The sequence below is a fragment of the Pseudomonas putida group bacterium ESBL64 genome, from assembly GCF_045277175.1.
Taxonomy (GTDB): domain Bacteria; phylum Pseudomonadota; class Gammaproteobacteria; order Pseudomonadales; family Pseudomonadaceae; genus Aquipseudomonas; species Aquipseudomonas alloputida.
Genome location: NZ_CP145799.1, coordinates 4412043 through 4434970 on the forward strand (window position 1 = coordinate 4412043; position 22928 = coordinate 4434970).

Below are 22928 nucleotides of genomic sequence, written 5' to 3' on the forward strand. Positions count from 1 at the left end.
ATGACCGTGTTGAAGATGACCGACCTCGACCTGCAAGGTAAACGCGTACTGATCCGCGAAGACCTCAACGTGCCTGTGAAGGACGGTGTGGTAGCCAGCGACGCGCGTATCCTGGCAGCGCTGCCGACCATCAAGCTGGCCCTGGAGAAGGGCGCAGCGGTAATGGTCTGCTCGCACCTGGGCCGCCCGACCGAAGGCGAATTCTCTGCCGAGAACAGCCTCAAGCCGGTCGCCGATTACCTGAGCAAGGCCCTGGGCCGTGACGTGCCGCTGGTTGCCGACTATCTGGACGGTGTCGCGGTACAGGCCGGTGAACTGGTGCTGTTCGAGAACGTGCGCTTCAACAAGGGCGAGAAAAAGAACGCCGACGAGCTGGCGCAGAAGTACGCTGCCCTGTGTGACGTGTTCGTCATGGACGCCTTCGGCACCGCCCACCGCGCCGAGGGTTCCACTCACGGTGTAGCCAAGTTTGCCAAAGTCGCTGCTGCAGGCCCGCTGCTGGCTGCCGAACTGGACGCCCTGGGCAAGGCCCTGAAGGCCCCGGCCAAACCAATGGCGGCCATCGTTGCCGGCTCCAAGGTTTCCACCAAACTGGACGTGCTGAACAGCCTGAGCAGTGTTTGCGACCAGCTGATCGTCGGCGGCGGTATTGCCAACACCTTCCTGGCCGCTGCTGGCCACCCGGTGGGCAAGTCGCTGTACGAGCCTGACCTGGTCGACACCGCCAAGGCCATTGCCGCCAAGGTCAGCGTGCCGCTGCCAGTCGATGTGGTGGTTGCCAAGGAGTTTGCCGAGAGCGCCGAAGCTACCGTCAAAGCCATTGCCGACGTAGCTGCCGACGACATGATCCTGGACATCGGCCCGCAAACCGCGGCCAACTTCGCCGAGCTGCTGAAATCGTCGAAAACCATTCTGTGGAACGGCCCGGTGGGCGTATTCGAATTCGATCAGTTCGGCAACGGCACCAAGGTACTGGCCAAGGCCATCGCCGACAGCGCCGCATTCTCCATCGCCGGTGGCGGTGACACCCTGGCCGCCATCGACAAATATGGCGTCAGCAAGGAAATCTCCTACATTTCTACCGGTGGTGGCGCCTTCCTCGAGTTCGTCGAGGGCAAGGTCCTGCCAGCTGTGGCAATCCTGGAAGAGCGGGCCAAGGCCTGATGACGTCGGCGCTTGGCAAAGGGAGTGGCCTGGTGGTCAAACAATTGCCTGTGATGATGCTGGCCGGTCTGCTGAGCGCTTGCGCGGGCAGCCCGGCCTCGGATGCCGACCCGGCGCAGTCGCACAAGGGCGGTTGCTATCAGTCCGACTGGCAGGCCGAGACTGTGCCGGTCATCGGCAAGCGCGTGGGCCCGGAAGGCCTGGAAAAGTACGACGAAGACCACCAGCGCAAGGCGCCGGGTTGCCCTTGATCGGGTAATAGGCAACCTGAACGTTGATTTGTGGTCTTGAGGAAGGGCTGCACAGCAGCCCCAAATCGAGGAAACTGAATGAAAGCGCTTTTGGCCGTGACGGCCCTGGCGACACTGGCAGGATGCTCACTGCTGCAGCCGGCGCAACCGGCCCCGGCAGACAACTGGACCCGTTGGGTCTGCGACACCCAGGCTGAGGTGCTTTGGCGCTTCGCCGATGCGCAACGTGACCAGGTTGACGTGCGCCTTGGCGGCGGCGACCAGGTGTACCGGCTCAAGGCTGAACCGGGTGCCTCGGGTGCGCTGTACAGCGATGGCATGCTGGCCTTCCACACCAAGGGCGAAGAAGGCCTGGTGTACTGGGTGGCAACCAACGATCTGATTGGGCGGGGCTGCAAGGCACCGTGACTGGCCGGGCCGCGAGGGTGGCCCACACTACTTGAACAGCAACCGCCCCTGCGGCAGGCTTGCACGAAACAAACGACGCTTGTCGGGAGAGAGATACACAATGGCACTCATTAGCATGCGCCAGATGCTGGACCACGCCGCCGAGTTCGGCTACGGCGTACCAGCTTTCAACGTCAACAACCTCGAGCAGATGCGCGCCATCATGGAAGCGGCCGACAAGACCGACTCCCCGGTGATCGTTCAGGCTTCGGCCGGTGCCCGCAAATACGCGGGTGCGCCATTCCTGCGCCACCTGATCCTGGCTGCCATCGAAGAGTTCCCGCACATCCCGGTGTGCATGCACCAGGACCACGGTACCAGCCCTGACGTCTGCCAGCGCTCGATCCAGCTGGGCTTCAGCTCGGTCATGATGGACGGTTCGCTGGGTGAAGACGGCAAGACCCCGACCGACTACGAGTACAACGTCCGCGTTACCCAGCAGACCGTTGCCATGGCTCACGCCTGCGGCGTTTCGGTTGAAGGCGAACTGGGCTGCCTGGGTTCGCTGGAAACCGGCATGGCCGGTGAAGAAGACGGGATCGGCGCCGAAGGCGTGCTGGATCACAGCCAGATGCTGACCGACCCGGAAGAAGCCGCCGACTTCGTCAAGAAGACCCAGGTCGACGCCCTGGCGATCGCCATCGGTACCAGCCACGGTGCCTACAAGTTCACCAAGCCACCAACCGGTGACGTGCTGGCCATCGATCGCATCAAGGAAATCCACAAGCGCATCCCCAACACCCACCTGGTGATGCACGGTTCGTCCTCGGTACCGCAAGAGTGGCTGGCGATCATCAACCAGTACGGCGGCGACATCAAAGAAACCTACGGTGTACCGGTCGAAGAAATCGTTGAGGGCATCAAGCACGGCGTGCGCAAGGTCAACATCGATACCGACCTGCGTCTGGCCTCTACCGGTGCCATGCGCCGTCTGATGGCGCAGAACCCGAGCGAGTTCGACCCACGCAAGTTCTTCGGTGAAACCATCAAGGCCATGCGCGACGTGTGCATCGCACGTTATGAAGCCTTCGGCACCGCGGGCAATGCTTCGAAGATCAAGCCGATCTCTTTGGACGGTATGTACCAGCGCTACCTGAAAGGTGATCTGGCCGCCAAGGTCAACTGATCGACAGGTAACCCTGAAAAACCCGCAGCGATGCGGGTTTTTTTATGGGCGATGGAAACCTGTACATAATTCCGGCAGACCGACCGTTAGTCGGCTACCGTACAGTTTGACCATTGATAGCGTTCTGATTGCATTGCGTGTTGCAGCCTCAGGTCTAGAGTACTAATGGATCCAACCGTATTTTGAAGTCGGTCACATAACAGAGAAGCAGCATGGATGGCGCTCACCCTCAACAGCAGCAGCCACTGGATGGCAGCTCAGTTCTTCTGGTGGTAGACGACTACCCCGAGAACCTCATCAGCATGCGGGCCTTGCTAGCCCGGCAGGATTGGCAAGTATTGACGGCAAGCTCTGGGATAGAAGCCTTGAGCGCGTTGCTTGAGTACGAAGTCGACCTGGTGTTGATGGATGTACAGATGCCGGAAATGGACGGCTTTGAAGTCGCCCGGCTGATGCGCGGCAATCAGCGTACCCGACTGACCCCGATCATTTTCCTCACCGCCAACGAACAGTCCGACGCGGCCGTGCTCAAAGGCTACGCCAGCGGCGCCGTGGACTACATGTTCAAACCGTTCGACCCGCAAATACTCAAGCCCAAGGTCCAGGCGCTGCTCGACCAGCAGCGCAACCGGCGCATGCTGCAGCAGCTGAGTCGCGAGCTGGAGACGGCCAGGGCATTCAATGCGTCCATCCTGGAAAATGCCGCCGAAGGCATTCTGGTGGTTGATGCCCATGGCATCATCAGTTTTGCCAATCCGGCCATTTCCCGTTTGCTGGCGGCACCGGTGCAACAATTGCAGGGCACCCAATTGCTCGACGTTGTGCAACTGACCAGTACCAGCCTGTGGCGCGAGTCGGACTTCTACAAGGCCTACCAGGGGCGGCAGATCTTCCGCGTACATGATGCCCAACTGCGGACCCAAGGGGGGGAGCTTGTGCCGGTGGCGCTGTCCTGTGCGCCGTTGCCGGCCGACCAACACGCCATGGTGGTGACCGTGCTGGACATGTCGGTGGTGCGTAACTTGCACCAGCAGCTGGAATACCAGGCCATTACCGACCCGCTCACCGGCCTGCTCAACCGCCGTGGTTTTTACCAGGCTGCTGAAGGTGCTCTGTTGCGCAACGAGCGCTCGGACAAGGCGCAGGCGCTGATGTACATGGACCTGGATGGCTTCAAGCGCATCAACGACTCGCTCGGCCACGACGCGGGCGACCGGGTGTTGCGCTGGGTGGCCGAGCAGCTCAAGGACTGCCTGGGCAGTGAGGCCTTGCTGGCGCGTATGGGCGGGGATGAGTTCACTGCACTGTTCGACAGCTTGCCCTACCCGGAGCAGGCCGGGCGTTATGCCGAACGGTTGCTCGAGCGTGTTTCCATCAGCCATGAGGTCGACGGGCTCGATGTATGCCTTGGGGTCAGCATCGGCATTGCCACCTACCCGGACTGCGGCGCCAATGTTGAAGGCCTGCTGCGTTCGGCCGATGCAGCGATGTACGCAGCCAAGCAAGCGGGGCGTCAGCAATACCGCTTCTACGACCAGGAACTCAACGGACGGGCGCGCTCGCGATTGATGCTCGAGGATAGCGTGCGCATGGCCATCGAGCAGCAGGACTTTACCTTGGTGTACCAGCCACAGGTCGCCTTCCACGATGGCCGCCTGCGTGGTTTCGAGGCCTTGCTGCGCTGGCAGCACCCCAGCGTTGGCGATGTGCCGCCGGGGCTGTTCATCCCGTTGCTGGAAGAAGCGCGTCTGATCAACCGCCTGGCCAGCTGGATCTACCGCCAGGGGGCCGCCCAGCGGCAGGCCTGGTACGACAGGTTTCCGGCTGACCTTGTGCTCGGCATCAGCCTGAGCCGCGCGCAGTTCGTCATGCCTGGCCTGGTCGAAGAACTGCAACGGGTCATCCAGCTTTACCAGCTTGTCCCGACGCAGTTGGAGGTGGAAGTGGCGGAAACGTCGCTGATGTATAACATCGACGCGGCCGTCAAACAGATACACCGCTTGCGTGAGCTGGGTGTGAGGGTGGCCCTGGATGACTTTGGTGCGGGTGACTGTTCGTTGCGCATGCTGCGCGACCTGCCTATCGACACCCTCAAGCTCGACCGTCATCTGGTGGCACGTCTGCCCGATTCGGCGGTAGATGCTGCGTTGGTTCGCAGCGTGATCGGCTTGTGCGCCGACTACCGTATCACGGTGATCGCCGAGGGGGTGGAGACCCCGGCGCAGGCAGCCTGGCTCAAGGCCAATGGTTGCGAATACGTTCAGGGTTTCCTGGTGGCTTATCCGATGACCGCTGCTGACGCTAGCGGCTTCCCGGCAATTTTCTCCTGGCCAGGGCCGTGATTGGCTAGAATCGGCATTCGTTACGCCGAATACAGCGCCATGACCGTACTACGTTACTTGCAAGCCTACCCCCCGCACCTGCAGGCGCAGGTGCGGCAGATGATCGACAGCGACCGCCTGGGTGAATACCTGCAGCGCCGTTACCCTGACCGCCATGACGTGCAAAACGACAAGGCGCTGTATGGCTATGCCCAGGATCTGCGCCAACAGTACCTGCGAAGTGCGCCAAACCTGGACAAGGTATTGTTCGACAGCCGCCTCGATCTGACGCATCGGGCCCTGGGTTTGAACACGGCGGTGTCGCGGGTGCAGGGTGGCAAGCTCAAGGCGAAGAAGGAAATCCGCATTGCCTCGCTGTTCAAGGAGGCCGCGCCACAGTTCTTGCGCATGATTGTTGTGCACGAGTTGGCGCACCTGCGCGAGCGAGATCACAACAAAGCGTTCTACCAGCTCTGCCAGCACATGGAGCCGGACTATCACCAACTGGAATTCGACCTGCGCGTCTACCTGACCTACCGGGAGCTGCCGGGCAACCTCTAAGGAACATGCAGCATGGAAGTGAGCAAGACCAAGAGCAGCTTCTACCGCCGCCTGTACGTGGCCTGGCTGATCGATAGCCAGACCGCGACCAGCGTGCCCGCCCTGATGGAGGCCACCGGCATGCCCCGTCGCACAGCTCAGGACACTATCGCCGCGCTGGCCGACCTGGACATCGTCTGCGAGTTCGAGCAGCAGGAAGGCGCACGCAACCACGCCGGGCATTATCGCATTCATGACTGGGGGGCGATCGACAAGCAGTGGATCATCCGTCACTTGCGGCAGATCCGCGAAGTGCTGGGTTACCCCTGATGTGCAAAGCCCGCACAGGGTGGGCTCATCCCTTGCGCATTCCAATGGACGCGATGCCGTTCTCCAAAGACTCCTCGCCCACCACCGCAAACCCATGGCGGGCATAAAACGCCTGTAAATGCGCCGGAGCCGACAGATAAACCGGCACCCCCGGCCAACAATGCTCCGCCGCTTCCAGCCCCTTGAGCAGCAAGCTTTCGTCGAGCTGCAAACCTCGCGCCTGCGGTGATGTCACCACTCGTCCGATCACCACATCCCCACCTTGTGACTGCGGATCCAGCAGGCGCAGGTAGGCCACCAGCTTGTCTTCCTGCCAGGCCATGAGGTGCAAGGTATCACCTGTCAGGTCCTGACCATCGACTTCCTGGTAGGTGTGGCGCTGCTCCACCACGAGTACTTCAGTGCGTAGCTGCAAAATGGCATAGAGCTGCTCCTTGCCGAGGTCGGTGTGGTGCTTGCAGAGCCAGTCGATTGACATGGGCACGAACTCCTTGGATGAGGCTCGATCATCGCATGCTGCACGTGCTTCGGCCAAAATAGAGGCTAAATGACACTATTGGCCGCTGCCCTCGGCAAGCGCTTTGTGTAATCTCACTGGCAGTGTTGCCCTCCATTGCGAAAGGACGTGAGCATGCGGCCACTGCTTTGTGTTCTGGGTTTACTGGCAACGATGCTGGCAACACCTTCCCCGGGTCACGCCAAGCTGCGCCTGGTGGCCGACAACTGGCCACCGTTCACCGATGCCAAGATGCCGGGCGGCGGCCTTGCGACCAGCATCGTTACCACGGCACTGGCGCGTGCCGGCTACGCCAGCGGCTATGAAGAGGTGCCGTGGGCGCGGGCGTTGCTGGGGGTAGGTGAAGGGCGCTACGACGTGCTGATCAATGCCTGGTACAACGACTCGCGCGCCAATATCGGGCAATTCTCCAGCGCCTACCTGAGTAATCGTATTCGCCTGCTGCAACGTAAGGGCGAGGCGTTCAGCTACACGCGTCTGTCTGACCTTTATGCCTACAGCATTGCGGTAGTGCGTGATTACGCCTATTCACCGGAATTCGACGGGGATCCGCGTCTGAACAAAGTGCCGGTGCGCAACTTTTCTTCTGCGGTACGCATGTTGGCGGCAGGGCGGGTAAGCCTGGCGGTGGAAGACGAGTACGTGGCCCGCTACAACCTGCAGCGCGAACCGCAGGAAGTGCGTGACAGGGTGATGCTGGTGGATCCGCCGCTGGGGGAGAACACCCTGCATGTCCTGGTCAGCCTGAAGCACCCGGAGCACAAGCGGATCGTCGAGCGCTTCGAGCAGGCGATAGCGGCGATGAAGGCCGATGGCAGCTATGCCCGGCTGCTGCGTCAGTATGGCTTTTGAGCACAGGCAATAAAACGATCAGGCCGGGGCATTTTCCTTGATCAGGTGTGCCGCCAGGGTCCGCAATGGCCCCAGCTGCCGGCATATCAACGCCAACTGCGTCTGCACCAGCCGCTGATGCTCATCCAGATCTTCCGGCATCTGCTCCAGGGCATTGGCCAGCGCCTCTTCGGCATCACTGTGAATCGCCACCGGCAGCCGTGCGGCCAGGCCGTTGGCAATCTCGTCCAGGCTGCTGGCCAGGCTTTGCCCGGCGCCTTCGATCAACTGCTCCTGCACCTCCGCTGGCAACGCCGTGTCGCGGTGCGCGCCTAACCCCGAGAGGTAGCTGAGCAACGTGTGCGACAGCACCAGGAAGCGAAAGCCAACGTCGGCCTCCTTACGGAAATGTCCCGGCTCCATCAGCATGTTGGCCAAGGTGGTGGACAGCGCCGCGTCAGCGTTGTGGGCATTGCGCCGGGCCAGGCGGTAGGCCAGGTCGTCGCGCTTGCCGTGGGCGTACTGCTGCATGATCTGGCGCAGGTACACGCTGGCGCAGGCCAGGGTATTGGCCAGCGCCTTGTTCAGCCGTCGGCCCTGCCAGTCAGGCAGGAACAGGAACACTGCAAGAATGGCAATCAGACTGCCCACCAGCGTATCGAACAGGCGTGGCAGGAACAGGCCGTAGCCATCGCCGATCTGGTTGAAGCAGAACAGCACCATCAGGGTGATCGCGGCAGTGGCCAGGGTGTAGCGGGTGGTGCGGTTGACGAAGAACACCACCCCGGCAACCACGGCGAACAACGACTGGATGACCGGGTTGGGGAACAGGTCGAACAAGGCCCAGCCCACGGTCAGGCCAACGGCAGTGCCGAAGATTCGCTGCACCAGCTTGCGCCGCGTGGCCCCATAGTTGGGCTGGCACACGAACAGCGTGGTGAGGATGATCCAGTAGCCCTGGGTCGGGTGAATCAGGTGCACCATGCCATAGCCGATCGACAGCGCCAGCGGCAGGCGCAAGGCATGGCGGAACAACAGCGAAGTCGGTGTGAGCTGAGTGCGCAGGCGCGTCCACACGTCCTTCAGCGAGTGTGGCGAGCGGTCGAGCAGGCTGCTGTCGCTGGCGTCGGCCAGGCTATCCGGGTTGCTGGCGGCACTGAGCAGGCGGTCCAGCGTTGCCAGGTTGGCGGCGAGTGCCCGCAGTGAGCGCAGCAGGCCGCGCCAGGCCGGGTTGCTCTGGATGCGCAGGTGCTCCAGCGAGGCGTTGAGGTCTTCGAGGGCTTCTGGATAACCGCTGGCCAGCACGAACGGTTGGCGCAGGCGGATCGAGCGGGCCAGTTCCTGGCAGGATGAACCCTGCTTACGCAACAGGCGCTGGCAGCGGAACATGACGTCGCTGTGGAAAAACGCCTCGGTCAGTGCGTTGTAGGGGTAGTGCGAGGCACTGACACGCTCGTGGATGTCCTGGGCCAGGAAGTACAGCTTGAGGTAGCGGCTTACCTTCGAGTTTGGTTGGCTGTTGCCCACCCGGTGCAGGATGATCTCCTTGGCTGCGTTCAGCGCGGCTACCACCTTGCCGTTCTGCTGGGCCAGTTCCAGGCGCCGTGCCTCGACGTCGAGCGTGCGGACCGGTTCAAACAGGCTGGCCTTGAGCTTCAGGTAGCTGCCCAGCTCGAAGAACAGTCTGGCCAGGCTCTGCTGTACCGGCTGGTTGGAAAACAGCGCCTGCCACAGCACCGACAACAGCCCGTACCAGGCCGCACCTGCCACCAGCAGCAGCGGTTCGTGCCAGAAGTCGGTGACCTGGCCGCCGCGCTGGTCCACGCCGATCATGGTGTAGACCGCAGTGATCAAGGTGGCCGAAGCGATGGCGCCGTAGCGCTCGCCCAGCGCCCCGAGCATGGTCAGGCCAAAGGCCGCCAGGGCCAGGGCAATGACGAAGATCCAGGGGTAGGGGAACAGCAACTCGACTGCCAGTGCAGCGATGGCGAAGCACACCAGGGTAACGGCCAGGGCGCTGAGGCGGCCCTGCCAGCTGTCGTCGGTTTCGGCCAGGGCACTGGCGATGATGCCGAGGAACAGCGGAATCAGCAGGGCCATCTCGTTCTGGTACCAGCACAGGGCCAGGCTGCCGGTGAGGGCAATGGTGACCCGGATGCTGTAGCTGAACTTGTCTTGGCCCCACAGGCGACGCAGTGACTGACGGAACGAGCTCGATGACATGATGGCCTGCCAGGCGGTGATCAGAAGAATACCTTTCAGGGCCGGTTATTGGGGCCGCTGCGCGCCCCTTCGCGGGCACGCCCGCTCCCACACGTACGACACAGGCCCCTGTGGGAGCGGGCGCGCCCGCGAAGGGGCGCGCAGCGGCCCCAATAACGGCGCCAAGCACGGGCCAGCAAGAAGCGTTCCGTGCTGCTGAAAGGATTCTACTCTACACGAACTGCGCGGCGGCGTTCGCCGATGCCCAAGCCCACTGGAAGTTGAAACCACCCAGGTGGCCGGTGACATCCAGCACTTCGCCGATGAAGTACAAGCCGGGGCTTTTCAGCGATTCCATGGTCTTGGACGACACCTCGCGGGTATCCACGCCGCCCAGGGTCACTTCGGCGGTGCGGTAGCCTTCGGTGCCGGCTGGCACCACTTGCCAGTTCGCCAGCTTTTCGGCGATGTGCGCCAGTTCCGCCGGTGTGTACTGCTTCATCGGCTTCGATTCGAACCACTGCTCGGCCAGCAAGTTAGCCAGCTTGCGAGTGAACACCTCGCCCAGCACGGTCTTCAGTTCGGCATTGGCGCGCTCGGCCTGCATCTGTTGCAGCCAGGTCAGCGCATCCCGGTCGGGCAGCAGGTTGATCTCGACCGTGTCACCGGCTTCCCAGAACGACGAGATCTGCAAGATCGCCGGGCCGCTCAGGCCGCGGTGCGTGAACAGCAGGTTTTCGCGGAAGCTGGTGCCATTGCAGCTGGCGGTGCAGTCCAGTGAGGTGCCGGACAATTCGGTGCACATCGCCTTGAGTTGGGGCTCGGTGATGGTGAATGGCACCAGCCCGGCGCGGGTTGGCAGCAGGGTGTGGCCGAACTGGCGGGCCACCTGGTAGCCGAAACCGGTGGCGCCCAGGGTCGGGATCGACAGGCCGCCGGTGGCGATGACCAGCGACTGGCAGGCGAACTGGCCGCCGCTGGTCTGCAGCAGGTAGCCGCTTTCGGTCTTCTCGATCTGTTCGATGCTGGTGTGCATGCGGATCTCGGCACCGGCCTCGTCGCACTCGGCCAGCAGCATGTCGAGGATGTCGCTGGCCTTGTTGTCACAGAACAGCTGGCCGAGCTTCTTCTCGTGGTACGCCACGCCGTGCTTGCACACCAGCTCGATGAAGTCCCACTGGGTGTAGCGGGCCAGGGCCGACTTGCAGAAGTGCGCGTTGTGCGAAAGGAAGTTGGCCGGCTCGGTGTACAGGTTGGTGAAGTTGCAGCGCCCGCCGCCGGACATGAGGATTTTCTTGCCTGGCTTGTTGGCGTGGTCGAGCAGCAGCACCCGGCGGCCGCGACGGGCACTGAGCTGGGCGCACATCAGGCCGGCGGCGCCGGCGCCAAGGATGATCACGTCGGTGGAGTGCACGGTATGAACCTTCAGATTGAAATGCTGAACCCTGTGGGAGTGGGATCACCCGCGAATGCGACGATGCATTTACTGCCGCGTTCGCGGGTAAACCCGCTCCTACAGGGGGCTTTGCCTGGCTTTAGAGAATGCGGACTTTCAGGGCGCGACCCTTGATCTTGCCGCTGTTCAGTCGCTGCATGGCTTGCTTGGCCAACGCCCGCTCCACGGCCACAAACGCCTGGAAGTCGAAGATGGCGATCTTGCCCACTTGCTTGCCCGGGATGCCGGCATCACCGGTCAGGGCCCCCAGGATGTCGCCAGGGCGCAGCTTGTCCTTGCGGCCAGCGGCAATGCACAGTGTGGTCATCACCGGCAGCAGGGGCTCGCCGCCCTTGTTTTTCAGGCTGTCCAGCTGGTCCCAGCGCAGCGGGCTCTTCTGCAGCGCTTCGATGGCCTGGGCGCGGTGGCCTTCGGCCGGTGCCACCAGGCTGACCGCAACGCCTTTCTCGCCGGCGCGGCCGGTACGGCCCACGCGGTGCACGTGGATTTCGGCATCACGCGCCAGCTCCACGTTGATGACCATGTCCAGGCCATCGATGTCCAGGCCGCGCGCGGCCACGTCGGTAGCCACCAGCACCGAGCTGCTGCGGTTGGCGAACATGGTCAGCACCTGGTCACGGTCGCGCTGCTCCAGGTCGCCGTGCAGGGCCTGGGCGACGATGCCCTTTGCGGTCAGGTGGGCGACCACGTCCTCGCATTGCTGCTTGGTGAAGCAGAACGCTACGCACGACTGCGGGCGGTAGTGGCCGAGCACGCGGGTGACGGCTTCCAGGCGTTGCTGCGGGTCAATCTCGATGAAACGCTGCTCGATCTGGTTGTCGGTGTGCAGGCTTTCGACCTTGACCTGCTGCGGGTTGCGCATGAAGTCGGCGGCCAGTTGCTTGATGCCGGCCGGGTAGGTGGCCGAGAACAGCAGGGTCTGGCGGCGCGACGGGGTCTTGCCGATGATGCTGGCGATGGCGTCGAAGAAGCCCATGTCGAGCATGCGGTCGGCTTCGTCCAGCACCAGGGTGTTCAACCCGTCCAGGACCAGGGTGCCTTTGTCCAGATGCTGCTGGATGCGCCCTGGGGTGCCGACGATGATGTGCGCACCGTGCTCCAGCGAAGCGATCTGTGGGCCCAGCGAAACGCCGCCGCACAGGGTCAGGATCTTGATGTTGTCCTCGGCACGGGCCAGGCGGCGCAGCTCCTTGGCCACCTGGTCGGCGAGTTCGCGGGTAGGGCAGAGCACCAACGCCTGGCAGCCGAAATAGCGCGGGTTGATCGGGTTGAGCAGGCCGATGCCGAAGGCGGCAGTCTTGCCGCTACCGGTCTTGGCCTGGGCGATCAGGTCCTGGCCTTTGAGGATGACAGGCAGGCTCTGGGCCTGGATCGGCGTCATCGAGGCATAGCCAAGGGCCTCCAGGTTGGCCAGCATGGCAGTGGACAGCGGCAAGGTGGCAAAGGCGGTGGATTCGGTGGTCACGAGGCGGGCCTGCGGTGCGAAGCGAAAAATGCCGCATAGTCTACCAGCCTCGCGGCCATTCGCCCTACGACTCCATGTGTTGTTCCGGACGACGGGCACGCCTTCCGTCCGTCGGCGCCAGCTGCAGGAAGATCGCCGCTGCCAGCATGGCCATTACGCCGATGGTGACGAAGGTCAGCTGGAACGCGCCCAGGGTGGTTTCCACGCCCTCGGCGCTGCCTGCCGCAGTAAAGCCGCCCAACAGTGCGCCGGCGCAGGCCACACCCAGGCTCAGCGACAGTTGCGCGACCACCGACAGCAGGCTGTTACCGCTACTGGCGCTGGCGTCGTCGAGATCGATGAGCGTCACTGTGTTCATCGCAGTGAACTGCATGGAGTTCACTGCCCCCAGAAGGCCAAGTTGCACCAACAGCAGCCAATAAGGGGTCTGCTCGTCCACCAGGCCCAGGCTTGCCAGCAGGATGCCCAGCAGCAAGGTATTACCGGTGAGGATGATGCGATAGCCGAACCGTTCGATCAGCGGTCGGGCAATGGATTTGGCCAGCATGGCCGCCGCCGCCAGCGGGATCATGCTCATGCCTGCCTGGGCGGGTGAGTAGCCCAGCGCAACCTGCAGCAGCAACGGCACCAGGAACGGCAGCGCGCCGCTGCCCAGGCGGGCGAACAGGTTGCCGAGGATGCCGATGGCGAAGGTGCGCACGCGGAACAGGCTTGGCGAGAACAGCGGCTCCGGGTCGCGCCCGGCGCGCAGCCAGTACGCGGCCAGGCAGGCCATGCCAGCGAACAGCAGCAACATTACCCGCAAGTGCGGCAGGTGCAGCTCGCCCAGGCCTTCCATGGCAATGGTGATCAGTACCATCGCTGCGCCGAACAGCAGGAAACCAGGGCCGTCGAAGGTGGTGCGCTCGGCGCCGCGCAAGTCCGGGATGAACTTCCACACGGCAATGCAGCCAAGCAGGCCGACAGGCAGGTTGAGCAGGAAGATCCAGTGCCAGCTGAGGATTTCCACCAGCCAGCCACCGACCGTTGGGCCCAGCAATGGCCCGAGCAGGCCGGGGATGGTGATGAAACTCATGATCCGCACCAGCTCGCTGCGTGGGTAGGCGCGCAGCACCACCAGCCGCCCGACCGGCAGCATCAGCGCACCGCCCAGCCCCTGCACCACGCGGGCGAAGATCAGGAAGCCAAGGCTGTTGGCTGCGGCGCACAGCAGCGAGCCAAAGCTGAACAGCAAGATAGCGCTGAAGAAGATGCGCTTGGTGCCGAAACGGTCGGCGATCCAGCCTGAGGCAGGGATCAGCAGGGCCACGGTGAGCATGTAGGCAATGATCACACCTTGCATGCGCAAGGGGTCTTCGGCCAACGAGCGGGCCATGGCCGGCAGCGCCGTGTTGAGGATGGTGCCGTCCAGGGACTGCATGAAGAAGGCGATGGCCACCACCCAAGGGATCCAGCGGGCGGTGACGGGGTCCAGCGGGGTGCGTTCGGGCATGACGTCCTCGTTTGTCAGTGCCGGCCCTTTCGCGGCTAAAGCCGCTCCTACAAGGGTTACGCGTTCCTTGTAGGTGCGGCTTTAGCCGCGAAAGGGCCGGCAAGTCCAGTCACAATGTCAGGGTCAGGCCTTTGACCAGTGCTCCGGGCAAATGACTCGACCCGGTACTGCGCTGTCCATAAGTACTGGTCGACAGAATCATCTCGCGCTCCTGGGTCAGGTCCTCCAGCTGGCTGCCCAGCAAGCTGTACAGGCTGTCATCGAAGCGCATGGTACTCACCGGCCCCTGGATCTGCCCGTCTTCTACCCAGAAAGTGGCGAAGCGGGTCAGCCCGGTCATGCGCGCCGCTGGCAGGTCTGAGTAGTTCAGGTACCACAGGTTGCTGATGTACAGCCCGGTGCCTAGACGCTCAAGGATCTGCGCACTGGCCAGACTGCCCGGCGCCAGGCTGAGCGCACAGGGCGATTCGTAGCCGTCGGCGCCATTGGCCTGCAGCTCGAACTCGGCCGCACTGCGCGCACTGATCAACCGCTGCCGGGCCTCGCCTTGCTGGATCAGCGGCACATCCAGGCGCGGCGCACCTTCATCGGAAAACGCCGGGCTAAGCGAGCCGCTGACCTGCTCGGTAAAACTGACCAGCGGGCTGAGCCGTGCATCGCCGTTGTACAGGCGCTGCAGAGCGCTGTTGCCAGTGGCCAGGGCCTGCGCGGAAAAGCCGCCCCAGCACAACATGCCGGCGACTTCGTCCATGGCCGCAGGTGCAAGGTAGGCGCGGTAGGTGCCGGGCTTGAGGGTAACTGCCGGGCGGCCGAGGAAACCCAACTGCTCTCGTGCTTGGCGCAGGCGTGCGGCGAAGTCGTCGGCACTCCAGACCTGGCCGGCATAGTTGGCCTTCACTGCCTGGCCATTATCGTGGAATAGGCTCCAGTCGACGTTGAAACTGTTGGCCTGGTGCCAGCCGAAGGCGCCGAACGAGCTGGCGAAACCACGGCAGACCGGGCCGGCGGCGTAGATGCCGACCAGGTCCAGGTCGCCTGCTTCACGCTCGAGCAGGGCCAGTACTTCGTTCAGTGCGGGCAGGGGGTGTTTCTGCAGGCTATGGCTGTGCCAGGCATTTTCGTCCAGGCGCAGGTAAGGGTCGAGTGCCAGCAGCGGCAAGGTCTGGCGCAGCTGCTCGAGCGCAACGTTCAGGCGCTGGCGATCCAGTTGCAGGTCGCCACTCAAGGTTACCTGCTGCTCCGCCTGGCGCCCATCGCGCACCAGCCGCAGTTGCGCGCTGGCCTGGCTGACTTCGCCGGCCTGTCGCACCTTGGCATGGTTGAAACGCACGAACTGCGATTGCTCGGCACTGTAACCGAGGGTGAACTGCTCGCCCGCCTGAAGGGCGGCGTGCACCTCCCCGACCAGGGTTTCGAACGCGTGCTTCATCAGGCGTCTCCTCCGAATACATCGATCTGGCGGAACACACAGGCCGGCGAGGCGTGGCCGACCCGCACCACCTGATTGGGTTCGCCCTTGCCACAGTTGGGCGTGCCCAGCACCTGGAAGGTACTGTGGTCGCCAACCGCCGACAGGTTGCGCCAGAACTGCGCGGAGATGCCGCGGTAGTTGGGGTTCTTGACGATGCCCTTGAGCTCGCCATTTTCAATCAACTGGCCCCATTCGCAGCCGAACTGGAACTTGTTGCGTGCATCGTCGATGGACCAGGAACGGTTGGTACGCATCAGGATGCCGTGCTCGATGCCTCCGATCAGTTGCTCGAAAGACTGGTCGCCCGGCTCGATGTTGAGGTTGGCCATGCGGTCGATCGGCGCGCGGTTCCAGCCGCAGGCACGGCTGTTGGCCACGCCGTCCAGGCCAGAGCGGAACTGCGACAGCGCGCCACCCAGCGGGCGCAGCAGCAGGCCGTCGCGTATCAGGAACGCTTTGCTGGCCGGGGTGCCGTCGTCGTCATGACTGTAGCTGGCCAGCTCTTCGCCAATGGTCGGGTCGAAGGTCACGTTCAGCAGGCTGGAGCCGTACTGCAGGTGGCCGAAGTCGCTGGTTTTGACGAAGCTGGTGCCGGCGTAGTTGCGCTCGTCGCCGAGAATGCGGTCCATCTCCAGCGGGTGGCCGATGGATTCGTGAATCTGCAGCATCATCTGGTCCGGCATCAACAGCAGGTCACGCGGGCCACTGGGGGTGTTCGGTGCCAGCAGCAGTTGCAGTGCTTCGTCGGCCACCCGGCTGGCCGCGCCGACCAGGCCGCAGCGCTCGATGATCTCGAAACCACCCTGTTGGCCGAAGTTGTCGCGGCCCAGGCTGCGGCTTTGGCTGTCCTGGCCGTCGCTGGCGGTCACCCCCAGGCCCGGGAACAGGAAGCGCTGGGCATGGCGCAGTTCGGCGCCGGCCGAGTTCAGGTAGGTTTGCTCGACCAGGCTCAGCCCCAGGCTGGCCTGCCAGTCCACCAAACGGCTGTCCTTGGGCACGCTGGCCGATTCGGCGGCGAGCAGGCCAAGGCAGTCGGCGAGGCTGGGCACGGGTTGGTCGAAGTTGGGCGAAACATGGTCGTGGCGTGCGCTGGTCACGGCTTGTTCGCGCAGGTCCAGCAGGCTGTGCCGGGCGATCTGCCGCGCCAGCGCCTCGGCTTGCTCAAGGGCGCGCTGCAGGCCAGCCTGGGACAGGTCGGCGGTGGCAGCGTAGGCCTCCACGCCATTGACCCGCACGGTGAGCATGGCGCCCTCATCCTGGCTGAAGAAGGGTGGTTCGGCGACGTTGCGGCGAACCGAAAGCGCCTGGTGCGACTGTTTCACATGGCGCAGGGAAAACAACTCGGCCGTACTGCGCAGCGCAGCAAAGCGCTGGCGCAGCAGGGCGCTGGAATCGAACATGCGGATGCCTCCGTGTACACGGTGGCTCCCCCTAGAACCACCCGTCTTGCATGCCGAGGCAGGTATCGTCGTGTGCCTCGAGCAATGCCAGCTCATTATGGCAGCCCGGTACTTCCCAGGTCAGGAAATAACGCCGGTTGCTCACAGCCCATCTTTCTGAATGGCGGCTTTCAACATTTCGTTCAGTTGCAACGCGACATGGTGGGAGGTATCCGTCAGCAGGTAAAGGTGATGCTCGGGGAGGGCGGGCAGGTCACTCCCTTCCATGAACGCGAGCGATGTATCGCCGCTTTCCAGCCCTTCGACAATGCCGACGGCCAGGCCACTGCGCATGCATGCCAGCACCGCATGCCAGTTGGCACTTTCAAGCAGGATACGGTAGGCAATGCCGTGAGCCTTCAACGCCTGCAGGGCCGCTTCTCGATATGGGCAGCCCTTCAGCTGCAGTGCCAGCGGCAAGGGGCGACTGGCATCGTACTCGAACCCAGGCGCAGCGGCCCAGCGCGGCTGGGTGGTGCGAAGCCATTCACCTTGCTGCCAGTGTTCGCTGCTGACCGCCACTGCCAGGTCCAGTCGTTGTCGCGCAAACAGGTCGATGAGTTCTGCGCTGGAGCATGCCACCGCTTCCAGTTCCAGTTTCGGGTTGCTGGCGACGAACACCGGTAAGAAATCGCTCATGAGGTTGGCGGCATAACCGTCCGGTACACCCAGGCGGACCTTGCCAGTGATCTGCTGCGACGACAGCGTAGCCAGCAGCCGGTCATGGGCCATCAAGAAGCGGGTTGCCTCACCCAGCAAGTGCCGGCCTGCCGGGGTCAGCTCCACCGACTGGTTGCTGCGGGCAAACAATTGTTGGCCGACCTTCTCCTCCAGCTTCTGGATCTGCGTCGTCACTGCCGATGGGCTGCGGTGTACGTAGTCGGCTGCATCCTTGAAGCGACCAAGCCGGGCGACTGCCTGGAAGGTTCTCAATACGTCTATGTCGAGGGCTTTACCCATGTAACCACCTGATTTGGTCGGATCGAACCAGCACTTCGATTTAATCAACTGTACAGGCTTTATACCCCCTCCTACTGTGTGGCTACAGCACGGTTGCCCTTCGAAAATGCAATGGAATGATACGGATGAGCCTGAACGACTTCGTTGTAGATGCACTTGTACACACCCCCAGCTACCAGAACGCACGGCTTTGGACTGTCGAGAACCATGAGAAGTACTCGACCCTGCTTCAGCCTGACTCTGGGCCAGACGGTGAGCATCATTTCAATCACGAGATATTTCTGCTCATGCGAGCCTTGAATGAGCAAGGTATTGGTGAGGAGGGGTTATGTGCCGACACGCGAGGGCACGGAGCGCTCAAAAGCGTCATCGCCAACGTTGCCGAGCGGTTGGCGGCGCTAGCTAGCGGGCGCCGCGTGCATTATGTCGAGCTGGGCCCCGAGCCGATCAAAAGCACCTGCTTGCTCAAGCGCATGGCAGAGACCTCCAGCTCCATTCGCTACACCGCGATCGATATCAACCAGACTTCCGAAGCTGCCATGAGAGATGCCTTGCGGCCCATCGTGCAAGCAGATGGCAGCTTCAACTACATCGCCGCCGACTATCGCACAGTGACTCACGAGGCTTTGCGGCACGATCAGGAGGTCACCCTGATCACACTGCTGGGTTTCCAGGAAGGCAACGAGCTGCCAGTGAGCACGGGCAGGCTGATACGCAGCCTGGCGGGTGACTCGACCTACATCCTTTCGGAAATGCAGGTATACGAACAAGGCCTGGAAGGTGCCATTCTCGCGTTCTATGCCAACCGCAATATGCTCCAGTTCTCCAGGATGGTCGCGCTTCAACAAGGGTTCGTACCTTCGGGCGATCACGAGGCGATCCTCGTCCCCCTTCGCATTCTGGATGAGTCGGTTCACGTGGCCGTGACCCTCCAGCCTGTGCAGCGCCTGCAGGAGCAGGGTTACCTGCTGACCAACATCTGCCTCAAATACACGCCCGAACAGTTTCGTCGCATTCGAGCCCGGCACTGCAACTGCCGTGTGGTGGACGAGTTCGCCAGTGGTGATGGCTCGGTGCGCTACCAGATCGCGAAGTACCTCCAGTAGCAACTTCACGGGGACACACAGATCATGAATCACTCAGACAGCTTACCCCTGTTCGAACGCGGCTTTGGCCGCGTGAAGCTGGCACTCAAGTCGACGTTGAAACGCGCACCAAGGTCTTCACTGACCTGGTTGGGCGAGCAGCCAGCCTGGCGTGACGACCTGCTAAGTCAAGGCTGCAACGTCAGCGGCACCAGGACACTTGATCAGCTGGGCTATGCCCACAGCCCGCACAAAAAAATTGCGGTGGATACCATCACCGGGGTGGCAGTGGTCCAACGCTTGTTCACTGCCGAGGGTGTCGCGGTGTTGCAAGACATCTGTTCTCGTCTGGAGCAGGGGGCCGGGGACAGTGACTGGATCATATCCCGGCGTACGCGAGGGGTGACCGCACTGTCGCCGTTTCTCAACGACATGATGTGCAGCCGCGCATTCCTGCTGGCGGTCTCGCGTATTGCGGGCGTGCCGCTTGTACCTTACCCCATGCTTAATGCCCGCTCGCAGATCAACTACTTCTATCCAAAGCCAGCCGAGCAACAGCAGCAACTGGGTATGTGGCACACAGACGGCACCAACTATGTATTGAACATCGTGCTATCGGATCGCTCCGACTACAGCGGGGGAGAGTTTCTGTTCCATAACGGTACCGTCGATACCTTTGACGCCCTGGATTACCGAACTTTTGAAACCGCCCGGCTGGACCAGCCGGGTGATGCCTTGTTCATCTACGGCAGTCGATTGTTCCACGGTGTTCGCCCTGTCCTCAGTGGCCGACGCATGTCGCTGGTGCTGTCCTTCCACTGCCCCTGCTTCAGTGACGATTCCAACCGCTTCTGGCACCTGGCCTCCGACGATGGCATTGCGACGACCATCCCCAACTGGCTGGGGTTGCACTGGGCCTTGCGGCGGTCGGCCGCCCGACAATATGCACGTATCGGTATCGAGCCGATCACGTTCGAGGAACTGCACAACACAGGGGCGTGATCATGCCAAGCAGTGCGCCATACCTGATTCTGCTGCAAGTCATCTTTGTTCTTTCGTGGAGTTCAGGCTTCATTGGTGCCCGCCTGGGCACGGAGGAGGCTGGCGCAATAAACCTGCTGTTCTGGCGGTTTCTGCTGGTCAGCATCTGCCTGCTGCCTTTCGTGGTGCATCGCTTGCGTACGCTGTCGTGGGCGCAGGTGCGCTACAACACGGTGATAGGCTTTTTAGCCCAGTTCGCTTATCTGGTCAGCGTATATATCGCCATCCGGAGCGGGCTGCCGGCAGGAATAGCCGCCATCATCTGCGCGCTCCAGCCATTGATCACGGCATCCATGAGCAACAGGGGCCAGCAAGAACGCAGCGGCCGCCAGGAGTGGGTGGGGCTTGGGGTTGGCTTTGCTGGCGTGAGCGTGGTCATTTTCGGTGAGTACAACCTCTCCACCACCCGGCTGGACCTCTGGCAGTACGCGCTGCCGCTGGTCGCCGCGATCACGCTGTCCATCGCCACTCTCTATCAGCGGCGGCAATCGGTCATGGCAACAGAACACAGCAAGGATGGCTTGCTGATGCCGCTGTTTCTGCAGTCCACTGCGACGCTGGTATTGCTCACTGCCACAGGCTTGCCGCTGGGCTTGATCGAAGTGCCTGCCAGTACGCAGGTGTGGGCGGCAGTTGCCTGGCTGACGTTGTTCTCGACTTTCATCGCCTACTTGAGCCTTTGGATATTGCTGACAAAACTGTCGGCGACCCGCGTGTCGGCGCTGGTTTATCTGGAGCCTCCGGTCACGCTGCTGTGGGCCGCGCTGATGTTCGGCGACGCAATCCACTGGACGACCTATGTGGGCATCGCAGTGGTCGCGACAGGCCTCGCTATTACGCGTAACCCACGCAGGTCGGGGCAGGAAGCGGGCGTCGAACATGGAGACACCCCTTAGAACCACGCTTCTTGCATGATCAGGCAGGCGTTGTCGCGCGCCTCGAGCAGAGCCAGTTCGTGGTGGCAGCCCGGTACTTCCCAGGTCAGGAAAAAACGCGCAGCTTGCAGCTTGCCGAGGTAGAAGTCGCGATCAGCAGCGGTTCCCTTGAGCAGACCAAGTTCGGCGTGAACCGCCTGCTCCAACCAGCGCCAGCCGATCACGCAGTGGCCGAAGGCCTTGAGGTACAAGGCAGAGTTGGCCAAGGCACCAGCGACTTTGCCGTGGGCGAGGTCACCGAGCAGGACCAGGGTGACCCCCTGCAGGCGGTTGGCCAGTTGCTCCAGCGGCTGACGCAGTGGGTCAAGGTTCGGGTGATGGCTGGCACGTTCGCAGGTGGTGGCGATCAGGCGGATCAGCTGCTTGAGGCCGGCACCATTGTGCTGTGCCAGCTTGCGACCGAGCAGATCGAGCGACTGGATACCCTCGGTACCTTCGTGGATCGGGTTCAAGCGGTTGTCACGGTAGTACTGCTCCACCGGGTATTCGCGGGTGTAGCCGTGGCCGCCAAGAATCTGGATCGCCAATTCGTTGGCCTTGAGGCAGAACGCCGAGGGCCAGGATTTGACGATCGGGGTCAGTAGGTCGAGCAGGTCCTGCGCCAGTTTGCGGGTGTTTTCGTCAGCGGCCGTATGGGTGTCGTCGAACAGGCGCGCGGCGTACAGGCCCAGGTCAAAGGCGCCTTCTACGTAGGCCTTCTGCGCCAGAAGCATGCGCTTCACATCCGTGTGCTCGATGATCGGCACCGCCGGGCTGTGTGGGTCCTTGTTGTCTGGCAGCCGGCCCTGCGGCCGCTGGCGAGCGTATTCCAGGGAGTAAAGGTAGCCGGCGTAACCCAGCATCACCGCGCCCATGCCTACGCCTATCCGCGCCTCGTTCATCATCTGGAACATGCAGGCCAGGCCTTGGTGCGGCTGGCCGACCAGATAGCCGACGCACTGGCCATTGTCGCCGAAGTTCAGCGCGGTCGAGGTGGTGCCGCGCCAGCCCATCTTGTGGAACAGCCCGGCCAGCAGCACATCGTTGCGCGGGCCACGGCTGCCGTCCGGGTTTACGTGGTACTTGGGCACGATGAACAGCGAGATGCCTTTGACCCCGGGCGGGGCGTCCGGAAGCTTGGCCAGCACCATGTGCACGATGTTTTCCGACAGTTCGTGGTCGCCGCCGGAAATGAAGATCTTGTTGCCTTTGAGCCGGTAGCTGCCGTCGCCTGCTGGTTCGGCGCGGGTGCGTATGTCGGCCAGCGACGAGCCGGCGTGGGGTTCGGTCAGCGCCATGGTGCCGAAGTAGCGGCCCTCGATCATCGGTTGCAGGAACAGGCGCTTCTGTTCATCGGAGCCGAAGCTCTCGATCAGGTTGGCCGCGCCCATGGTCAGAAACGGGTAGGCCGTGGTGCCGGCGTTGGCGGCCTGGAAGTGGGCGAAGCAGGCTTGCGAGACCAGGCTGGGCAGCTGCATGCCGCCGACCTCGAAGTCCCGGTTGGCGTTGAGGAAGCCGGCTTCGAGGAAGGCATCGACGGCGGGCTTCACCTCGGGAATCAGCTCGGCGCGGCCGTCCACGTAGCGTGGTTCGTTTTCGTCGGCCTTGCGGTTGTGCGGGGCGAAATACTTTTCGGCGATGGTGCGGGCGGTGGTCAGTGCCGCATCGAAGGTTTCACGGCTGTGCTCGGCGAAGCGCGGGCGCTGGGTCAGGGCTTCGGCGTCGAGGACTTCGTAGAGCTCGAAGGCGAGGTTGCGGGGGCTGAGCAAGGTCTCGGGCATGGTGGCGGTCCTGAGGCGGGATGCTGCGAGTGTAGGAGCGTGGTGAGACTGGGGACAGGTTAATAGGTTTGCGTGATATGGGTTGAGAACGCCGG

General features: G+C 62.8%; 20 protein-coding genes and 1 pseudogene. 11 read left to right on the top strand and 10 right to left on the bottom strand.

What is annotated here, in order from left to right; all coding sequences use genetic code 11:
• The 7 genes from V6093_RS20060 (at position 1) to V6093_RS20090 (ending at position 6179) form a co-directional block, all read left to right on the top strand.
• Positions 1-1164, top strand: coding sequence for a phosphoglycerate kinase (locus V6093_RS20060; RefSeq protein ID WP_010955537.1), 1164 nt, complete (start codon positions 1-3; stop codon positions 1162-1164).
• Positions 1164-1415: a hypothetical protein gene (locus V6093_RS20065; protein WP_003249384.1), complete on the top strand. Its 252-nt coding sequence runs from the start codon at positions 1164-1166 to the stop codon at positions 1413-1415. Before V6093_RS20060 ends, V6093_RS20065 begins: the two co-directional genes overlap by 1 nt.
• A 78-nt stretch (positions 1416-1493) precedes the next feature.
• Complete coding sequence (locus V6093_RS20070; RefSeq protein ID WP_004576614.1) at positions 1494-1823, top strand: MliC family protein; 330 nt, start codon at positions 1494-1496, stop codon at positions 1821-1823.
• 100 nt (positions 1824-1923) lie between these two features.
• The gene (gene fba / locus V6093_RS20075; RefSeq protein ID WP_406669590.1) at positions 1924-2988 is read left to right on the top strand and encodes a class II fructose-bisphosphate aldolase; all 1065 of its coding nucleotides are present in this window, start codon (positions 1924-1926) and stop codon (positions 2986-2988) included.
• A 212-nt stretch (positions 2989-3200) separates the two neighbouring features.
• The gene (locus V6093_RS20080) at positions 3201-5330 is read left to right on the top strand and encodes a bifunctional diguanylate cyclase/phosphodiesterase (RefSeq protein ID WP_265980108.1); all 2130 of its coding nucleotides are present in this window, start codon (positions 3201-3203) and stop codon (positions 5328-5330) included.
• 39 nt (positions 5331-5369) lie between these two features.
• Positions 5370-5870, top strand: a complete 501-nt coding sequence (locus V6093_RS20085) for a M48 family metallopeptidase (protein WP_004576612.1) — start codon at positions 5370-5372, stop codon at positions 5868-5870.
• 12 nt (positions 5871-5882) lie between these two features.
• A complete protein-coding gene (locus V6093_RS20090) occupies positions 5883-6179 on the top strand; it encodes a helix-turn-helix domain-containing protein (protein ID WP_003249396.1) in 297 nt (98 codons plus the stop codon).
• 25 nt (positions 6180-6204) lie between these two features.
• Here V6093_RS20090 and V6093_RS20095 read toward each other — a convergent pair whose 3' ends face one another.
• Entirely contained in the window at positions 6205-6657 is a 453-nt protein-coding gene (locus V6093_RS20095) for a GNAT family N-acetyltransferase (RefSeq protein ID WP_017147991.1), read from the bottom strand.
• 153 nt (positions 6658-6810) lie between these two features.
• On the opposite strand from V6093_RS20095, the gene V6093_RS20100 reads away from it, so the two are divergent.
• Positions 6811-7548, top strand: coding sequence for an ABC transporter substrate-binding protein (locus tag V6093_RS20100; protein ID WP_179053240.1), 738 nt, complete (start codon positions 6811-6813; stop codon positions 7546-7548).
• Positions 7549-7566: 18 nt separating this feature from the next.
• On the opposite strand, the gene yccS is transcribed toward V6093_RS20100, so the two are convergent.
• From yccS to V6093_RS20140, 8 genes and pseudogenes are all read right to left on the bottom strand, one after another.
• Positions 7567-9750: a YccS family putative transporter gene (gene yccS / locus V6093_RS20105; RefSeq protein ID WP_047604700.1), complete on the bottom strand. Its 2184-nt coding sequence runs from the start codon at positions 9748-9750 to the stop codon at positions 7567-7569.
• A gap of 211 nt (positions 9751-9961) precedes the next feature.
• Positions 9962-11143 (bottom strand): NAD(P)/FAD-dependent oxidoreductase, encoded by a 1182-nt coding sequence (locus V6093_RS20110; RefSeq protein ID WP_014859625.1) that lies wholly within the window; start codon positions 11141-11143, stop codon positions 9962-9964.
• Positions 11144-11264: 121 nt separating this feature from the next.
• Positions 11265-12602: an ATP-dependent RNA helicase DbpA gene (gene dbpA, locus V6093_RS20115; RefSeq protein WP_230623076.1), complete on the bottom strand. Its 1338-nt coding sequence runs from the start codon at positions 12600-12602 to the stop codon at positions 11265-11267.
• A 112-nt stretch (positions 12603-12714) separates the two neighbouring features.
• The gene (mdtD, locus tag V6093_RS20120) at positions 12715-14142 is read right to left on the bottom strand and encodes a multidrug transporter subunit MdtD (RefSeq protein ID WP_003249408.1); all 1428 of its coding nucleotides are present in this window, start codon (positions 14140-14142) and stop codon (positions 12715-12717) included.
• Positions 14143-14251: 109 nt separating this feature from the next.
• Entirely contained in the window at positions 14252-15571 is a 1320-nt protein-coding gene (locus V6093_RS20125; RefSeq protein ID WP_265979347.1) for a TldD/PmbA family protein, read from the bottom strand.
• A complete protein-coding gene (locus V6093_RS20130) occupies positions 15571-17013 on the bottom strand; it encodes a TldD/PmbA family protein (protein ID WP_004576608.1) in 1443 nt (480 codons plus the stop codon). Before V6093_RS20130 ends, V6093_RS20125 begins: the two co-directional genes overlap by 1 nt.
• Before the next feature lie 31 nt (positions 17014-17044).
• Positions 17045-17146 (bottom strand): annotated as a pseudogene (locus V6093_RS20135) (hypothetical protein); the annotation flags it as partial.
• A gap of 8 nt (positions 17147-17154) precedes the next feature.
• Positions 17155-18012 carry a LysR family transcriptional regulator gene (locus V6093_RS20140; RefSeq protein WP_047604641.1) on the bottom strand — a complete coding sequence of 286 codons (858 nt, stop codon included), beginning with the start codon at positions 18010-18012 and terminating at the stop codon, positions 17155-17157.
• 125 nt (positions 18013-18137) lie between these two features.
• Here V6093_RS20140 and V6093_RS20145 point away from each other — a divergent pair, with 125 nt between their 5' ends.
• Genes V6093_RS20145 through V6093_RS20155 form a run of 3 tightly spaced genes read left to right on the top strand, consistent with a single transcriptional unit; the run spans position 18138 to position 21034 of the window.
• Positions 18138-19118, top strand: coding sequence for a hypothetical protein (locus V6093_RS20145; RefSeq protein WP_047604642.1), 981 nt, complete (start codon positions 18138-18140; stop codon positions 19116-19118).
• 24 nt (positions 19119-19142) lie between these two features.
• Positions 19143-20099: a 2OG-Fe(II) oxygenase gene (locus V6093_RS20150; protein ID WP_406669591.1), complete on the top strand. Its 957-nt coding sequence runs from the start codon at positions 19143-19145 to the stop codon at positions 20097-20099.
• Positions 20100-20101: 2 nt separating this feature from the next.
• Positions 20102-21034 (top strand): DMT family transporter, encoded by a 933-nt coding sequence (locus tag V6093_RS20155; RefSeq protein ID WP_406669592.1) that lies wholly within the window; start codon positions 20102-20104, stop codon positions 21032-21034.
• Here V6093_RS20155 and V6093_RS20160 read toward each other — a convergent pair.
• A complete protein-coding gene (locus V6093_RS20160; protein WP_108078316.1) occupies positions 21031-22833 on the bottom strand; it encodes an acyl-CoA dehydrogenase in 1803 nt (600 codons plus the stop codon). The genes V6093_RS20155 and V6093_RS20160 overlap by 4 nt on opposite strands.
• Between the last annotated feature and the right edge of the window lie 95 nt (positions 22834-22928).

Coding starts and splice junctions, on each gene's coding strand:
- V6093_RS20060 (WP_010955537.1), top strand. CDS start 1: ATGACCGTGTTGAAGATGACCGACCTCGACCTGCAAGGTAAACGCGTA.
- V6093_RS20065 (WP_003249384.1), top strand. CDS start 1,164: ATGACGTCGGCGCTTGGCAAAGGGAGTGGCCTGGTGGTCAAACAATTG.
- V6093_RS20070 (WP_004576614.1), top strand. CDS start 1,494: ATGAAAGCGCTTTTGGCCGTGACGGCCCTGGCGACACTGGCAGGATGC.
- fba (WP_406669590.1), top strand. CDS start 1,924: ATGGCACTCATTAGCATGCGCCAGATGCTGGACCACGCCGCCGAGTTC.
- V6093_RS20080 (WP_265980108.1), top strand. CDS start 3,201: ATGGATGGCGCTCACCCTCAACAGCAGCAGCCACTGGATGGCAGCTCA.
- V6093_RS20085 (WP_004576612.1), top strand. CDS start 5,370: ATGACCGTACTACGTTACTTGCAAGCCTACCCCCCGCACCTGCAGGCG.
- V6093_RS20090 (WP_003249396.1), top strand. CDS start 5,883: ATGGAAGTGAGCAAGACCAAGAGCAGCTTCTACCGCCGCCTGTACGTG.
- V6093_RS20095 (WP_017147991.1), bottom strand. CDS start 6,657: ATGTCAATCGACTGGCTCTGCAAGCACCACACCGACCTCGGCAAGGAG.
- V6093_RS20100 (WP_179053240.1), top strand. CDS start 6,811: ATGCGGCCACTGCTTTGTGTTCTGGGTTTACTGGCAACGATGCTGGCA.
- yccS (WP_047604700.1), bottom strand. CDS start 9,750: ATGTCATCGAGCTCGTTCCGTCAGTCACTGCGTCGCCTGTGGGGCCAA.
- dbpA (WP_230623076.1), bottom strand. CDS start 12,602: ATGCTGGCCAACCTGGAGGCCCTTGGCTATGCCTCGATGACGCCGATC.
- mdtD (WP_003249408.1), bottom strand. CDS start 14,142: ATGCCCGAACGCACCCCGCTGGACCCCGTCACCGCCCGCTGGATCCCT.
- V6093_RS20125 (WP_265979347.1), bottom strand. CDS start 15,571: ATGAAGCACGCGTTCGAAACCCTGGTCGGGGAGGTGCACGCCGCCCTT.
- V6093_RS20130 (WP_004576608.1), bottom strand. CDS start 17,013: ATGTTCGATTCCAGCGCCCTGCTGCGCCAGCGCTTTGCTGCGCTGCGC.
- V6093_RS20140 (WP_047604641.1), bottom strand. CDS start 18,012: ATGGGTAAAGCCCTCGACATAGACGTATTGAGAACCTTCCAGGCAGTC.
- V6093_RS20145 (WP_047604642.1), top strand. CDS start 18,138: ATGAGCCTGAACGACTTCGTTGTAGATGCACTTGTACACACCCCCAGC.
- V6093_RS20150 (WP_406669591.1), top strand. CDS start 19,143: ATGAATCACTCAGACAGCTTACCCCTGTTCGAACGCGGCTTTGGCCGC.
- V6093_RS20155 (WP_406669592.1), top strand. CDS start 20,102: ATGCCAAGCAGTGCGCCATACCTGATTCTGCTGCAAGTCATCTTTGTT.
- V6093_RS20160 (WP_108078316.1), bottom strand. CDS start 22,833: ATGCCCGAGACCTTGCTCAGCCCCCGCAACCTCGCCTTCGAGCTCTAC.